The sequence below is a fragment of the Streptomyces sp. IBSBF 3136 genome, assembly GCF_036815105.1.
Lineage (GTDB): Bacteria > Actinomycetota > Actinomycetes > Streptomycetales > Streptomycetaceae > Streptomyces.
Map to the genome: position 1 here is coordinate 18758 of NZ_JAJSZC010000010.1, position 14831 is coordinate 33588.

Here is a 14831-nt window from a genome sequence, read left to right on the forward strand (position 1 = left end):
GGAACAATATCAGGATGCGGTTCATTGTGAGTATAGGTAACAATGAGCTACGATCCGCCAGTCGCCGCCGGCCCGTCCGGGCCGGCGCCCGCTCACCTCCGTAGGAGCCCATGCATCCCGACCGTGAACCCTCCTGGACCCCACCCGCCGACGCGGGCGAACAGCCCCGGCAGGTGCGCCGCATCCTGAAACTCTTCCGCCCCTACCGCGGGCGGCTCGCGATCGTCGGCGTCCTGGTCGGCGCCTCCTCGCTGGTCTCGGTGGCCACACCGTTCCTGCTCAAGGAGACCCTCGATGTCGCGATCCCCGACGGCCGCACGGGTCTGCTGAGCCTCCTCGCGCTCGGCATGATCCTCAGCGCCGTCCTCTCCAGCGTCTTCGGCGTGCTGCAGACGCTGATCTCCACCACCGTCGGCCAGCGCGTCATGCACGACCTGCGCACCGCCGTCTACGGCCGGCTGCAGCGCATGTCGCTCGCCTTCTTCACCCGCACCCGCACCGGCGAGGTGCAGTCCCGCATAGCCAACGACATCGGCGGCATGCAGGCCACCGTCACCTCCACCGCCACCTCGCTGGTCTCCAACGCCACCAGCGTGGTCGCCACGATCGTCGCGATGATCGCCCTCGACTGGCGCCTGACGGTCGTCTCGCTGCTCCTGCTCCCGGTCTTCGTGTGGATCAGCCGCCGTGTCGGCAACGAACGCAAGAAGATCACCACGAAGCGGCAGAAGCAGATGGCCGCGATGGCCGCCACGGTCACCGAGTCGCTGTCGGTCAGCGGCATCCTGCTCGGTCGCACCATGGGCCGCTCCGACTCGCTCACGGCGTCCTTCTCCGAGGAGTCCGAGCGCCTGGTCGACCTGGAGGTGAGGTCGAACATGGCGGGCCGCTGGCGCATGGCGGTGATCACGATCGTCATGGCCGCCATGCCCGCCGTCATCTACTGGACCGCGGGACTCGCCCTCCAGGTCGGCGGCCCGGAAGCCTCGCTCGGCACCATCGTCGCGTTCGTCTCGCTCCAGCAGGGCCTGTTCCGCCCGGCCGTGAGCCTGCTGGCCACCGGCGTCCAGATCCAGACCTCCCTCGCGCTCTTCCAGCGCATCTTCGAGTACCTGGACCTGCCCATCGACATCACCGAGCGCGCCCGGCCCGTCCACCTCGACTCGATCAAGGGCGAGGTCCGCTTCGAAGACGTCCAGTTCCGCTACGACGGCAAGGGTGCGCCCGTCCTCGACGGCATCGACGTCACCGTTCCGGCCGGCGGCAGCCTGGCCGTGGTGGGCCCGACCGGTGCGGGCAAGTCCACGCTCGGCTACCTGGTGCCCCGGCTCTACGACGTCACCGGCGGCCGCGTCACCATCGACGGCGTCGACGTGCGCGACCTCGACTTCGACTCGCTCGCCCGCGCGGTCGGCGTCGTCTCCCAGGAGACGTACCTCTTCCACGCCTCGGTCGCCGACAATCTCCGCTTCGCCAAGCCGGACGCCACCGACGAGGAACTGCACGCGGCGGCCCGGGCCGCCCAGATCCACGACCACATAGCCGCGCTCCCGGACGGTTACGACACCGTGGTCGGCGAGCGCGGCCACCGCTTCTCCGGCGGCGAGAAGCAGCGCCTGGCCATAGCCCGCACCATTCTGCGGGACCCGCCGGTCCTCATCCTGGACGAGGCGACCAGCGCCCTGGACAACCGCACCGAGGCGGCGGTCCAGCAGGCCATCGACAATCTGTCGGCCGACCGGACGACCCTCACCATCGCCCATCGCCTGTCCACCGTCCGTGGTGCCGACCAGATCGTGGTGCTGGACTCCGGCCGGGTCGCCGAGCGGGGCACGCACGACGAACTGCTGGAGCTCGACGGACGGTATGCCGCCCTGGTGCGCCGGGACGCCCGACTGGAACCGGCGGCCGGCTGACGCGCGACCACGACTGACAAACTGACGATATGTCGGGATTGTGACCATACGCGTATTACCGTGCCCGCATGCAGATGAACACTCCGCGACGGAGCACGATGCGACTGACGCGCCGGGGCAGGCTCCTTCTCCTCGTGACCGGCGCCGCCCTGGCCGGCACCGCCGTGGCGGTGCCACTGCTGACCCTGCGCGGCGGGCACCACGTGGAGGCGAAGCCGCCCACGCTGCTCATCCCCGAAGGCTGGCGGGCGAGCCAGGTGTACGACGCCGTCGACAAGGCCCTCGGGCTGCCGCCCGGCAGTACCCGCAAGTCCCTCGGCAAGGCCGCCCTGAAACTGCCGAACGAGGCCGGCGGGAACCCCGAGGGGTACCTCTTCCCGGCGACCTACACCGTCCCGAAGGGCTCGACCCCCGAGTCGCTGCTGCGGACCATGGTCGACACCGCCAACCGGCGGTACAACGCCGCGCCGGTCGCCGCCGGATCGCAGCGCGGGACGACCGACGTGTACCAGGCCGTCACCATCGCCAGCATCGTCCAGGCGGAGGCCGCCACCAGCGCCGACATGGGGAAGGTCGCCCGAGTCGTCCTCAACCGGCTGCAGCGGGGCATGCCGCTCCAGATGGACTCCACGATCAACTACGCGCTCAACCGCAACACCGTGCACACCACCGAGGCCGACACCCGCATGGAGAGCCCGTACAACTCCTACCAGCGCATGGGTCTGCCGCCGACGCCCATCGACAATCCCGGCGACCAGGCGATGCGGGCCGCGCTCAACCCGCCGCCCGGTGACTGGCTGTACTTCGTCACCGTCAAGCCCGGCGACACCCGCTTCACCGCCGACTACTCCGAGCACCTGCGCAACGTGGCGGACTTCAACGCCCGTCACCAGGCGCCGACCGCTCAGCCGCAGCCGCAGCCACAGCCGCAGCAGACCGGCGGCGGCTCACGGCCCCCGCTCACCCAGCCGCCCCGCTGAACCGGCCGGCCGTCACGCGACGGCCGGCTCGGCGGACTCCTCCGCCAGCAGCCGCCTGATGTCCCGTACCGCCGCGCGCCCGGCCCGGTTGGCGCCGATCGTGCTGGCCGAGGGGCCGTAACCGACGAGGTGGACGCGCGGGTCGGCGACCGAGCGGGTCACCTCCACCCGGATCCCGCCGCCCGGCTCGCGCAGCCGCAGCGGTGTGAGGTGGTCGAGGGCGGCCCGGAAGCCGGTGGCCCAGAGGATGACGTCGGCGCCGACGCGCCGGGCGCCCGGGCCGTCGCCCCACTGCACCCCGTCCGGAGTGATGCGGTCGAACATCGGCTGCCGGTGCAGGACTCCGTCGGCGAGCCCCTGCCTGATCGCGTCGTTGAGCGGCAGACCGGTGACCGCCACCACACTCCTCGGCGGCAGGCCCAGGCGCACCCGTTCCTCCACCAGCGCCACCGCCGCCCGGCCGGCCTCCTGGTCGAACGGACCCTCGCGGAAGACCGGGGGCCGCCGGGTGACCCAGGTGGTCGCGGCCGCGTACGGGGCGATCTCCAGCAGGTGCTGGGTGCCGGACGCCCCGCCGCCGACCACCACGACCCGCTGCCCGGCGAACTCCTCCGGCCCGGCGTACCGCGCGGTGTGCAGCTGCCGTCCCCGGAAGCTCTCCTGACCGGGATAGCGCGGCCAGAACGGGCGGTCCCAGGTTCCGGTCGCGTTGATCAGCGCGCGTGTGGACCAGTCGCCCTCCGAGGTCCGCACGAGCAGCCGCCCGTCCTCCCCCTCGCGCACGGCCCGTACGTCGACGGGCCGCCGCACTCGCAGATCGAAGGTTCGCTCGTAGCGGTCGAAGTACGCGCCGATGACCTCCGCCGAGGGCCGTCGCGGGTCCGCGTCCGTCAGTTCCATGCCGGGCAGCGCGTGCATCCCGTGCACCTTGCCGTACGTCAGCGAGGGCCAGCGGAACTGCCAGGCGCCGCCCGGCCCGGGGGAATGGTCCAGGACCACGAAGTCGCGGTCCGGTTCGAAACCGGCGCGCCGCAGGTGGTGGGCGCTGGACAGACCGGCCTGGCCGGCACCGATGACGACCACCTCGACCTCGCGCAATTCGTTCACGCTTCTACGAACAGTGAGGCGATGCGGGATCTTCCCCCGGGCTCCCCCCCCCCCACGCTCGACGGCGACAGTCGCGCCACGAGGTGTGAAGCCCGGCACATGGGTCAGGATGGGGGCATGTCAGATGCCTTCACCACTCGGATGCTGAACGTCGCCACCGGCTCCCGGGAGCGGGTCGTCGACCTGACCTCGGACTGCGAGGACTTCCTCCGCGAGGTGGCGGCCGGCCGCGACGGCCTGCTGAACATCTTCGTGCCCCACGCGACCGCCGGCATCGCCGTCATCGAGACGGGCGCCGGCAGTGACGACGACCTCCTGGCCGCCCTGCACACCCTGCTCCCGGCGGACGACCGCTGGCAGCACCGGCACGGCAGTCAGGGGCATGGCCGCGACCACGTCCTCCCCGCCATCGTCCCGCCGCACGCGACCCTCCCGGTCGTCGGCGGCAGCCTGGAGCTGGGCACCTGGCAGTCCGTGTGCCTGGTGGACACCAACCGGGACAACCCCGACCGCAAGGTGCGGCTGAGCTTCCTGGGCTGAGACGGTCGGCGCCTGGAGGAATCTCGCCCCGTCGCTCGGCGAGGTGATGAGGTTGCGCACTTCGGAATCCTCGAAGCGCTTCACCTCCATCGGTTCCAGCAGCCGGTTGACCAGGCGCCGCCGGTCGCAGCGGTCAACAAGGGCCCGTGAAGGGTCCTCTGCCGGCGGGCGGCGCGAGCAGTCCCAGGCGCTGGGCGTGGAGTACCGTGCTGATCCGGTCGCGGGTGCCCAGTTTGCGGTAGATGTTCTCGATGTGTTTGTGGACCGTGCGGGGCGAGACGCCCAGGCGGCGGCCGATCGTGTCGGCGGTCAGGGCGTCGGCGAGCAGGAGCAGGACGGTCGTCTCACGGGGCGTCAGGGCGCATTCCGCGGCACGCTCGTCCGGTGTGCCGACCGGGGCGGACCGTCGCCATTCCAGCAGCAGCCGTCGCTGCCGCTCCACGCCGGCCAGCAGCGGCTGGGCGCGCTCGGCCATCGTCAGGTGGTCGTCGGTGAAGTCGGTCCCCGAGCGGTAGACGAGACAGCCGGTGATCGGTGCGGCACTGCCGGGCAGCGGCACGCCGAGCACGTGGTCGACGTCGAGGACGTCACCGAGCAGCTGGGCCGTCCGGCTGCCCGGCCAGTCGGTGCCCGCCGCCCGGTGCGCGCTGACCGGGGTACGGTCCGTGCTCGCCGCGTAGTGGCGGGCGAACGGATAGCCGGCGCGCAGCAGACCCAGGTCCGCGTCCGCGAGCCGGCCCAGTTCGGCGGCGGCGCCGTCCGGTGCGGCGCCGACCGTGCCGCTGCGCTCGGTCCAGTCGTCCAGTTTGTGGACGACCGCCTCCCCGCCGCACAGGCCCGTCAGGGCGGCGCCGAGCAGCGGCCACAGACGCCCCGGCTCCCGTTCGTGCAGCGCCGCCACGGCGACCGCCGTCAGGCGTTCGTAGGCCCGGTCCAGCCCCTGTGCCACGTCTTCCCCTCCGCCCGCCTGCTCGCCGGCGGGCTTCCGTCCGGATCCCCTACGCAGTTGTACGCATACCCTCGCCCTCCGCGGTTGTCGCACACTTCAACCCGGCGGCACCGGCCTGCTGGGACGCACGCCGGGTGCGCCGCCGACACGGGGGAACGGCGGCCCGCCCGGCGTGGCCGCCACCCCTCACCCGCTCGCCGCCCCCGACCCCCAGGCCGCGGCGCACAGCGCGCGGTCCAGTTCGTCGGTGTAGCGGGCCGCGGCCAGCCAGGCCCGCGCGAACCGGTCGGAATCTGCCGGGAGCAGCCTGCCGAACACGTCGCGGGCGCGCTCCGCCGCGGCCGCGTGGAGCTCGCCCAGGAGGTCACCCGCCGTCGCCAGACCATGCCGGCCCAGCCGCCGGGCGTCGGCCGCGGGTTCCCGGGAAAGGACAGCACCAGCCGGCCGCCCGACACCGCCTGGTGCACCCGCCGGCGCAGCAGGTGCACCGGGGCCTCTTCGGCCGTGGGCACGGCGGCCGGAGCGGCCGGTGTGACGGGCACGGCGGGCAGGTGGGCGTGCTGCAGCCGGTCGAGGCCGATGTCGACGCGGGTGCCGGGAACGCTGGGGTGCTCGGCCGCCAGCAGGAGCGCCCGGGGGTACGGGGCCGGGACCAGCCGGGCCACGATCCGCAGCCTGCCGCCCCGGGCGGCGGCCAGCAGGCGGAGGTTGTCGGTGGGGGAGCGCCGGATGGTCGTGGGCGCCGACCAGCCGCAGTGGCACGCCTTCGCAGTCCGCGAGCAGGCAGTCGCCCGCCGCTTCCCGGACCGCGCCCCCGAGGGTGACCTCCAGGAAGAGCAGGTCGTGGCCGCCGGTCAGGGCGCGGGTCACCTGCTCGGCGGGCGGCGGTGCCCAGAGCCGGTCCAGGGGCTCTTCGCGCCAGTCGGCACCGGACGCGCGGACCGCCCGTACCCCCGCGCCGAGCCGGCCCGCCGGGGACACCGTCGCCCCCGACACCGCCAGGCCCGCACGCGACAGTTCCCGGTGTGTCAGCGCCGTGTCGCCCACGCGCACGGCCCGGTCGGCCGCGCCCACCGCGCGCCCGACCCCGCCCGGCGCCACGTCCGACACCTGGAACAGACGGCCCTTGGTATCGGCCGTCCAGGTGACCGCGCCCGCGTACCCGCTCGCCGTCAGCACCGGCTCGGAGAAGAGGCCGTACAGCCGCAGGGAGCCGTCCGGGCGGTACGACTGCCGTACGGTGCCGCGCAGTTCGGCCAGCTCGGCGTCCACGGCGTGCGGGACGCGGTGGGCCGCCGACAGGACGTCGCGCAGCGCGGTGACGAGATCGGCGAGTCGATACGCGGGGTCGGCGCTGCGGGCCGCGCGGAGCGCGGTGACCACGGAGACGGCCGTGGCGGCGGGTCGGGGAAGTCCCGCGAGCCGGGCGGTGTGCGCGGCGCGCAGCAACTCCGCCTGGAGCACGGCGCCGGAACCGTCCGCACCGGCTTCGAGGACGGCGGTCGCTGCCGCGTGCACGGCGCGGGCGGCGGCGCGCTGTTCGGCGGTGGCCCGCTCGGGCTCCGCCTTCCCGGCGGTCGGTCCGGTGGTCTCCGCTTCACCCGATCCGGACGCCTTCCGACCCGAGGCGGCCGGGCCAGGGGACGTGGCCGGGGCAGGCGAGGTGGCCGGGTCGGGTGAGGTGGCCGGGCCGGTCGTTGCGTCGGTGGCCGAGTTCGCGTCGGTGGCGGAGTTCGCGTCCGTGGCCGAGTCGGCGACCCGAGCCGCACCGGCGTCGGAGTCGAGGTCCGCGGCCGGAGCCGCGTCCGCGTCGAAGTCCGGGTCCGCGTCGAGGTCCAGGTCCGCGTCGGCGTCCGGGTCCGCGACCGGTGCCGACGAAGCGGCCGCGGCGCGGTGCAGGCAGTCGGGGGCCAGCAGACAGCCGCAGCGGATTGCGTCCGCGCTGCTCACCCGGCCGCCGGGCGCGTGCAGTTCGACGTCGATGGTGTCGTCGACGGCGATGCGCACCGTGTCGCCGTCGCGGACGGCCGGGCGGTCCGCCAGTTTGGCGATGCCCGCGTCGAGCCGCTTGCGCAGCCGGGGCGAGAGGGCCGCGACCAGTTCGGCGGTCACGGACGGGTCGACCGGCGGGAGGTCCCCACCCGGCCGGTCCTGGCTCGGGCTGCTCATGCGATCTTCTCCCCTACCCAGCGGGCGAGTTCGAGTGGGCTGAGGGCCGCCACCGGCATGCCCGCGGCGACCAGTTGCGCCGCGACCCCCGTCGAGTACCGGGGACGTCCGGAGTCGTCCAGGCTCGCGCACCCGAGGAGCCGGCAGCCGGCGCCGGCCAGGGCGCGGACCTCGGCGAGCAGACCGCCGACGGGGTAGCCCTCCTCGAAGTCGCTGACGACCACGACGAGCGTCCGCGAGGGCACCGTGACCAGCTCACGCGCGTGCCGCAGCCCGGCGGCTATGTGGGTGCCGCCGCCCACGCCGACCTCCAGCAGCAGCGACAGCGGGTCCTCGACATGATCGGTCAGGTCGACGACCTCGGTGGAGAACGCCAGGAAGTGCGTCGACAGGGTGGGCACCCCGGCCAGGACCGCCGCCGTGATCGCCGGAGGGGTCCGGCCAGACGCGGGCGACGACGCGGAGCGGCACCGGCAGCGAGCGGACCATCCACCGCTCCACGGCGTCCAGGCACTGCCGCTCGTGCCGCTCCAGCCACTCGGCGAGCTGCCGCAGGCCCACGACCGCCGGGTCGTCGGTGAGTTTGGCCGGCACCGACTTCAGCCGTCGTCCGGCCGCGTTGCGGCACACCACCTTCCCGCTGTCGAGGGCGACCTCGTAGTCGCCGGCCGACACCCACCCCATACGTGCCTCCCCGCACCGCAATGATCAAGTGACGGGAACTGTAGGGCAGGGCACTGACAACGCCGTTCGGCATCTGCCGTGGTGCGGGCGACGGGATCCGCCGCGTGACGCGAGCAGTCAGCGGGGACCGGCCGAGGGTGCCGTCGGACGGCTGAACGGGGGGAGAGGCGCCGGCTTCCTCAGGCGTCCTTCTCCTTCTTCAGGTTCTTGATCCGCACGGACTCCTTGCGGACCTCGGCCTGGATGGCCCGCTCCTTCTCCAGCCACTCGGGCCGCTCGTCCTTGAGCGCCTCGATCTGGTCGGTGGTGAGCGGTTCGGTGACACCGCCGCGCGTGAGGCCGGAGATGGAGACACCGAGCTTCGCGGCGACCACCGGGCGCGGGTGCGGGCCGCTGCGCCGCAGCTCGAGCAGCCACTCGGGCGGATCGGCCTGGAGCTCGTTCAGTTCGGCGCGCGTGACCACACCCTCCTGGAACTCGGCGGGGGTGGCGGGGAGGTACACACCCAGCTTCTTGGCCGCGGTCGCGGGCTTCATCGTCTGGGTGCTCTGCTGCGAACTCATGAGGTCAAGGGTATCGGCCGCGTGCCGCGCGGCCGACCACGGCCGGTAGCCTGGCCTGGTGACAGGCACGCAGGAAACTCCGTCGTTCCGGCTCGCGTACGTCCCCGGAGCGACGCCCGCCAAATGGGTGCGGATCTGGAACGAGCGCCTGCCCGGCGTCCCGCTCACCCTCCTCCAGGTCCCCTCCACCGAGGCCTCGGACGTGCTGCGGGCGGGCGACGCCGACGCCGGGCTCGTACGGCTGCCCGTCGACCGCGCCTTCTTCAGCGCGATCCCGCTCTACACCGAGGCCACGGTCGTCGTCGTCCCCAAGGACCACCTGATCACGGCAGCGGAGGAGGTGACCTTGGCGGACCTGGCCGACGAGGTGGTCTTCCACCCCCTCGACGACGTCTTCGACTGGGACCGCCCGCCCGGCGAGCCCGCCTTCGAACGCCCGGCGACGACGGAGGACGCCGTCGAGCTGGTGGCGGCGAACGTCGGACTCCTGATCGTTCCGCAGTCGCTGGCCCGGCTGCACCACCGCAAGGACCTCACCTACCGCCCGGTCGTCGACGCGCCCCGGTCCAGCGTCGCGCTGTCCTGGCCGGAGGAGGCCACCACCGACCTGGTGGAGGACTTCATCGGCATCGTGCGCGGCCGCACGGTCAACAGCACCCGGGGCCGTGCGGCGGCCAAGCCGGAGACCGAGCCGCAGCGCAAGCAGGAGCCGGGGAAGGCCCGGCAGAAGCCGGCGGCCGGCGCGAGGTCCACGAGCGGCAAGCCCACCGGCGGCAAGTCCGCGGGCCGCACCGCCCGGGGCCGCACCGCCTCGAACTCCGGCCGCCCGGCCAAGCGGGGGAAGCCGCGCCGGAAGTCCTGACCTCACCCGACCCGACCCGACCGGTCGGGCCCGCGTGCGACGCGGTACCGCATCCTGGGCCGGCCGCACGACCGTCCAGGACCGGCCGCGCCCGTCATGAGCCGGGCCGGACCGTCTCCCCGGCGCCACCCTCCTCCACGCCCGACGGCACCCGCTCCCCGGCCCGCTCCCGCTCCGGGTGCACGTGCCGTTCGCGCAGGTCCGCGACGGCCAGCACCAGCGCGATCATGATGAGCCCCACGGCGGTGAGCAGACCGAGCTGAATGGCCGTGGTGGAGCGGCCGTGGCCGGTGAGATGCGCGAAGTACACCGCGCCCACGACCGCGATGCCGGCCGCCGAGCCGACGCGCTGACCCGTCTGGAGGACCCCGCCGGCCGCTCCGGCGCGGCGGACGGGCACCCGGGTGAGGGTGAGCGTCGTGTTCGGGGAGACCGTCAGACCGGAGCCGATCCCCCCGATGAGCATCGGCAGCGCCGTGGCCCAGCCCACGCCGCGCCCGGGCACCAGTTCCACCGCCAGGACGACCCCGAGCAGCCCCAGCGCCACCCCGCTCAGGCCGATGACGACGAGCTTGCGGCCGTAGCGCACCACCAGCCGGCCCCCGGCCGCGGCGCCCACCGCCGAGGCGGCCGCGAACGGCAGCACGGTGAGCCCCGCCGCCAGCGCGCTGTAGCCGACCGTGTTCTGCAGGAACAGCGTGTAGACGAAGAAGACCGTGGTGAAGCCCGCGAAGTAGGTCAGGCTGATCAGGGCACCGAGCGTGAACGACCGCAGGGAGAACAGGCCGAGGTCGACCAGCGGGGCCCGCCCGAGCCGCCCCTGCCGCCGCTCCCAGCCCCAGAACGCGGCCAGCAGCAGCGCGGCCAGGGGGAACAGCGCCCACTTCTCCCGGCCGGTCCACTGCTGTTCCTGCACCAGCGGCAGCATCAGCGCCAGCACCCCGGAGCCGAGCAGGAGCACCCCGAACAGGTCGAACGTCTCCCGTTTCGCCGTCGGCACCGGGAAGTGCGGCAGCAGCCGCAGGCCCGCGGCGAAGGCGGCCACACCGATGGGCAGGTTGACGAAGAACACCCAGCGCCAGCCGTCGTCGGTCCCGACGGCGTCGATCAGCACACCTCCCGCCAGCGGACCCACCGCCGTGGAGATCCCGATGACACTGCCCAGCAGGCCGAAGGCCTTGGCCCGCTCGGCGCCCTGGAACATCTGCTGGATCAGCCCCGAGGTCTGCGGTGCGACCATGCCCGCCGCCGTGCCCTGGATCAGCCGGAACACCACCAGCCAGGACGGGCCGGGCGCGAGCCCGCACGCCGCCGAGGCCAGCGTGAACAGGGCGAGCCCGAAGAGGAAGGCCCGGCGTCTTCCGTGCATGTCGCCCAGCCGGCCCGCGGGGACGAGCGCGAGCCCGAAGGTCAGGGCGTATCCGGAGACGACCCAGGCCTGGGCGGCTTCGGAGGCGCCGAGACCGCGCTCCATCGAGGGGAGCGCCACGTTCACGATCGAGGTGTCGAGCAGCGAGATGAAGCCCGCCGTGAGACAGACCGCGAGCGCCTTCCACCTCCGGTCGTCGGGGGCGGGCCGGGCCTGGACTGTGGTCATGTGGTCACGCTAAGCAGCCACCCCGCCCACCGCCACGCGAGGAGCGCCGCCGTCAGGCCCGGGCCGCCCGCCCGACCGACTCCACGAGCGGCAGCAGCCGGTACGGCACGCGCTCGCGCAGCGCCACCTCGGTACGGGTGCGCACCACGCCGGGCAGACTGATCAGCTTCTGGATCACGTCCTCCAGATGGGCGTTGTCCCGCCCGACCACGCGGGCCAGCAGATCCCCGCCGCCCGTGATGGAGAACGCCTCGACGATCTCCGGGACGGCGGCCAGCGCGTCCCCCACGTCGTCCAGATGGCCCTGGGTGACCTCGATGTGCACGAACGCCAGGACCGGGTGGCCCAGTGCCGGCGGGGAGAGCGCGGGTCCGGTACCGGTGATCACGCCGTCCCGCTCCATGCGGTCGAGGCGGGCCTGGAGCGTGCCACGGGCCACACCGAGGAGCCGGGCGTACTCGCGCACGCTGGTACGCGGCTGTTCCAGCAGCAGCCGCAGGATGCGGGTGTCGAGTTCGTCCACGCTCATGAACGCCGACTGTACCAATGGCTCACACTCACCCGGACCCCGTCTACCGTCCGACCTGGTCCGTTGGCATTCCGGCGGGTTGTCGAAACCACTGCGGACTGGTCCATTGGTCCAGTGATCCACGGCTCACTTGAGCCAGTGACCTCCGGGATGCTCTCATGGACACGTCGATGGCGCTGCGGATCCCGCGGCGCCTTTTTCGTGCGGGATGGCCACAAGGGGGCGGACAGCAGTGCTGAAGAGGGTGTTCGTGGCACCGGACCCGGGGCGTACGCGACTGCGTTTCGCCGCGCGGGCGGTGCTCGGCATCGGCCTGGCGGTCGTGGTGTGCGGGGCCATGGGCCACTCGCTGCCGGGAGCGGTCACCGGCGGGCTCGCCGCGCTGCTCGCCCTGTTCACCGTCGCCGACCCCACCGTGCGGGGACAGGCGGTCACCACCGCGCTGCTGCCCGCCGTCGGCCTGCCCGTGCTCGCCGCCGCCGCCGAACTGCACGGCCTCCCGGTGGCGCGGGACCTGGCCTTCCTGGCCGTGGTCGGCGCCGGCGTGTACGCCCGCCGCTGGGGCCCGCGAGGCCACAGCCTCGGCGTGTTCGCGTTCATGACCTTCTTCGTGGCCCAGTTCCTGCACGCCACGCCGGGACAGCTGCCCGAGCTGTACGCCGCCGTCGTGCTGTCCGTGCTCAGCGCGGCCGCGGTGCGCTTCGGCCTGTGGTGCTACGAGCGAGGGCTGCCCGCCGCCGTCGCGCCCGCGCCACTCGCCGGCACGGGGCTGGCCCGCGTGACCACCCGGCAGGCGGTCCAGGCGGTCGCGGGCGCCGGGTTCGCGCTGGTCGTCGGCCAGCTGGTGTCCGGCCAGCGCTGGTACTGGGCCGTGGGTGCCACCTGGTGGGTCTTCGTCAACACCGCCTCGCGCGGCGAGACCCTGGTACGCGGCTTCCGGCGGGTCCTCGGCACCGTCATCGGCATCGGCCTCGGCCTGCTCGTCGCCCTGCCCGTGCACGGCGCGCCCCTCCCCACCGCCGCCCTCGTCGCCGTCGCCGTCTTCGGGATCTTCTACACGGCCGCCGTCTCCTACACCTGGATGATGCTCTGGGTGACCCTGCTCGCCGAGCTGCTCTACGGCCTGCTCGGCGTCCTCGGCCCCGGCCTCCTCGCCCTGCGCCTGACCGAGACCGCGGTCGGCGCGCTGGGCGCGATGCTCGCCGTGCTGTTCGTCCTGCCGGTCACCACCCACGCCACCACCGACGCCTGGATCCAGCGCGCCCTGCGCTGCGTGCACGCCTGCACCGCCGAGGCCGCCGCCCGGCTCGCGGGCTCGGCCACGGCCGACCCGGCGCCCCGCGTGGCCGAACTGGAGCGGCTGCTGGGCCGGGTCCGGCTCTCGGTCGCCCCGCTGGTCCACCCGCTGAACCCGATGCTCGGCCGCAAGCGGCGCGCCCGCCGGGTCCTCGCGCTCCTCGACGACTGCGCCCGCGAGATCCGGGGCCTGGTGGCCGTCGCCGCCGACCCCGAGGCGTCCCACGACGCCCGGCTCGCCGCCGCCTGCTGGCGCGTGGAGGCCGCGGTCGAGGCGCTCACCGAGGGCGGCTCCGACCACGTCCACCGGCCGGCGGAGGCCCCCGCCGAGCCGGCCCTCGCCCACCTGCACGGCCTGGAGCGCGCGTTGGCCGACCTGGCCGAGCCGCTGCGGGCGCCGTCCGGGTCGCCGTTGGTCGGCGCCTGAGGGACGGCCGGACGGACACCCCCTCCGTTGGTCTAGACCGAACGTGATCGACTGCTACCGTCGGCACTGGCTCCGACGATGAGGGGACAGCGGTGGCAGAAGGCGGCAGGCGGCACAGAGCGTTCATCGGCTCGTTCACGGCGGCCGGCGGGCCCGGCCTCGTGATCGCGGACGTCCACCCGGCAGGCGGCGCGCTGAGCCTCAGCGGGGGCCTCGGCACCCTGCCCGACCCCTCCTACCTGGCGCTGTCGCCGGACGCGAGCATGCTCTACGCGGTCAGCGAGACCGCCGACGGTGCGGTCGCCGCGTTCCGCGTGGGCGGCGACAAGCCGGAGCCCGCCGGGCCGCCCGTGCCGGTCGACGGCAGCGGGCCCACGCACCTCAGCCTGCACGCCGGGCACGTCCTGACCGCCAACTACGGCTCCGGCAGCGTCAGCGCCGTGCCGGTGCGCCCGGACGGCACCCTCGCACCGGCACCCTCCGGGCAGCTGCTGCACACCGGCTCAGGGCCGCACGAGCGCCGCCAGCGAGGCCCGCACGCCCACCAGGTACTGCCGGACCCGACCGGCCGCTGGGCGGTCAGCGTCGACCTCGGCACCGACTCGGTACGCGTGTGCACCCTCGACGGCGGCACGCCGGTCCTGCACCGCGAGATCGCGCTGCGCCCCGGCTCCGGACCCCGTCACCTGGCCTTCCATCCGGACGGCGAGCACGCCTACGTCGTCAACGAGCTCACCCCGACCGTCACCGTCTGCCGCTGGGACGCCGCCGGCGGCTCCCTGAAGCCGCTGACCGAGGTACCGGTCCTGCCCGGCGCACCGGCCGGCGACGCCCACCCCTCGGGCATCGTGGTCTCGCCCGACGGCCGCTTCGTGTGGACCGCGACCCGCGGCGAGGACGTCCTGTCCGTCCTCGCGGTCGAGGGCGACGGACTCCGGCTGACCGGCACGGTGCCGTGCGGCGGGCACTGGCCGCGCGCGCTGGCCGAGCACGGCGGCTTCCTCTACGCGGCCAACGAGCGCTCCGGCGACGTGGCCTGGTTCGCCGTCGAGGAGCGCACCGGGATCCCCCGCTACGACGGCTCCGTCGAGGTCGCGGCGGCCTCCTGCGTCGTCTTCGGCTGAGCGCTCCGCCTTCGGCCGAGCCCGCCCCCACGGACTCCTCGGCTGCGCTCGCCCCCCGAACGGCCGAGGGCCCGCTCCAGTTGCTGGA

11 protein-coding genes and 3 pseudogenes are annotated in these 14831 nt (G+C 73.9%); 6 read left to right on the forward strand and 8 right to left on the reverse strand.

Annotated features, from left to right (window positions below; translation table 11 throughout):
• Positions 1–110 precede the first annotated feature (110 nt).
• Positions 111–1916 carry an ABC transporter ATP-binding protein gene (locus V7E45_RS03790; RefSeq protein ID WP_333772614.1) on the forward strand — a complete coding sequence of 602 codons (1806 nt, stop codon included), beginning with the start codon at positions 111–113 and terminating at the stop codon, positions 1914–1916.
• A 68-nt stretch (positions 1917–1984) separates the two neighbouring features.
• Entirely contained in the window at positions 1985–2896 is a 912-nt protein-coding gene (gene mltG, locus V7E45_RS03795) for an endolytic transglycosylase MltG (RefSeq protein ID WP_333772615.1), read from the forward strand.
• 12 nt (positions 2897–2908) lie between these two features.
• Here the strand turns inward: mltG and V7E45_RS03800 are convergent, their stop codons facing one another.
• Complete coding sequence (locus V7E45_RS03800) at positions 2909–4003, reverse strand: NAD(P)-binding domain-containing protein (protein ID WP_333772616.1); 1095 nt, start codon at positions 4001–4003, stop codon at positions 2909–2911.
• 117 nt (positions 4004–4120) lie between these two features.
• On the opposite strand from V7E45_RS03800, the gene V7E45_RS03805 reads away from it, so the two are divergent.
• Positions 4121–4543 carry a secondary thiamine-phosphate synthase enzyme YjbQ gene (locus V7E45_RS03805; protein ID WP_333772617.1) on the forward strand — a complete coding sequence of 141 codons (423 nt, stop codon included), beginning with the start codon at positions 4121–4123 and terminating at the stop codon, positions 4541–4543.
• A 133-nt stretch (positions 4544–4676) separates the two neighbouring features.
• On the opposite strand, the gene V7E45_RS03810 is transcribed toward V7E45_RS03805, so the two are convergent.
• From V7E45_RS03810 to V7E45_RS03830, 5 genes and pseudogenes are all read right to left on the reverse strand, one after another.
• Complete coding sequence (locus V7E45_RS03810; RefSeq protein WP_333772618.1) at positions 4677–5492, reverse strand: helix-turn-helix transcriptional regulator; 816 nt, start codon at positions 5490–5492, stop codon at positions 4677–4679.
• Between the two features lie 186 nt (positions 5493–5678).
• A pseudogene (locus V7E45_RS03815) lies at positions 5679–7661 on the reverse strand (hypothetical protein).
• A pseudogene (locus V7E45_RS03820) lies at positions 7658–8089 on the reverse strand (VWA domain-containing protein); the annotation flags it as partial. The pseudogenes V7E45_RS03820 and V7E45_RS03815, both read right to left, overlap by 4 nt.
• Before the next feature lies 1 nt (position 8090).
• Positions 8091–8345: pseudogene (locus V7E45_RS03825) on the reverse strand (DUF4132 domain-containing protein); the annotation flags it as partial.
• A gap of 179 nt (positions 8346–8524) precedes the next feature.
• On the reverse strand, positions 8525–8908 hold the full coding sequence (locus V7E45_RS03830; protein WP_333772619.1) for a DUF5997 family protein: 384 nt from the start codon (positions 8906–8908) through the stop codon (positions 8525–8527).
• A gap of 58 nt (positions 8909–8966) precedes the next feature.
• Here V7E45_RS03830 and V7E45_RS03835 point away from each other — a divergent pair, with 58 nt between their 5' ends.
• Positions 8967–9770: a LysR family substrate-binding domain-containing protein gene (locus tag V7E45_RS03835; protein ID WP_333772620.1), complete on the forward strand. Its 804-nt coding sequence runs from the start codon at positions 8967–8969 to the stop codon at positions 9768–9770.
• Positions 9771–9864: 94 nt separating this feature from the next.
• Here the strand turns inward: V7E45_RS03835 and V7E45_RS03840 are convergent, their stop codons facing one another.
• Entirely contained in the window at positions 9865–11367 is a 1503-nt protein-coding gene (locus tag V7E45_RS03840; protein ID WP_333772621.1) for an MFS transporter, read from the reverse strand.
• 52 nt (positions 11368–11419) lie between these two features.
• Positions 11420–11896 (reverse strand): Lrp/AsnC family transcriptional regulator, encoded by a 477-nt coding sequence (locus V7E45_RS03845; RefSeq protein ID WP_333772622.1) that lies wholly within the window; start codon positions 11894–11896, stop codon positions 11420–11422.
• Between the two features lie 232 nt (positions 11897–12128).
• On the opposite strand from V7E45_RS03845, the gene V7E45_RS03850 reads away from it, so the two are divergent.
• Both V7E45_RS03850 and V7E45_RS03855 read left to right on the forward strand, forming a co-directional pair.
• Positions 12129–13619 (forward strand): FUSC family protein, encoded by a 1491-nt coding sequence (locus V7E45_RS03850; protein ID WP_333772623.1) that lies wholly within the window; start codon positions 12129–12131, stop codon positions 13617–13619.
• Positions 13620–13711: 92 nt separating this feature from the next.
• Positions 13712–14743 carry a lactonase family protein gene (locus tag V7E45_RS03855; RefSeq protein WP_333772624.1) on the forward strand — a complete coding sequence of 344 codons (1032 nt, stop codon included), beginning with the start codon at positions 13712–13714 and terminating at the stop codon, positions 14741–14743.
• Positions 14744–14831: the final 88 nt, after the last annotated feature.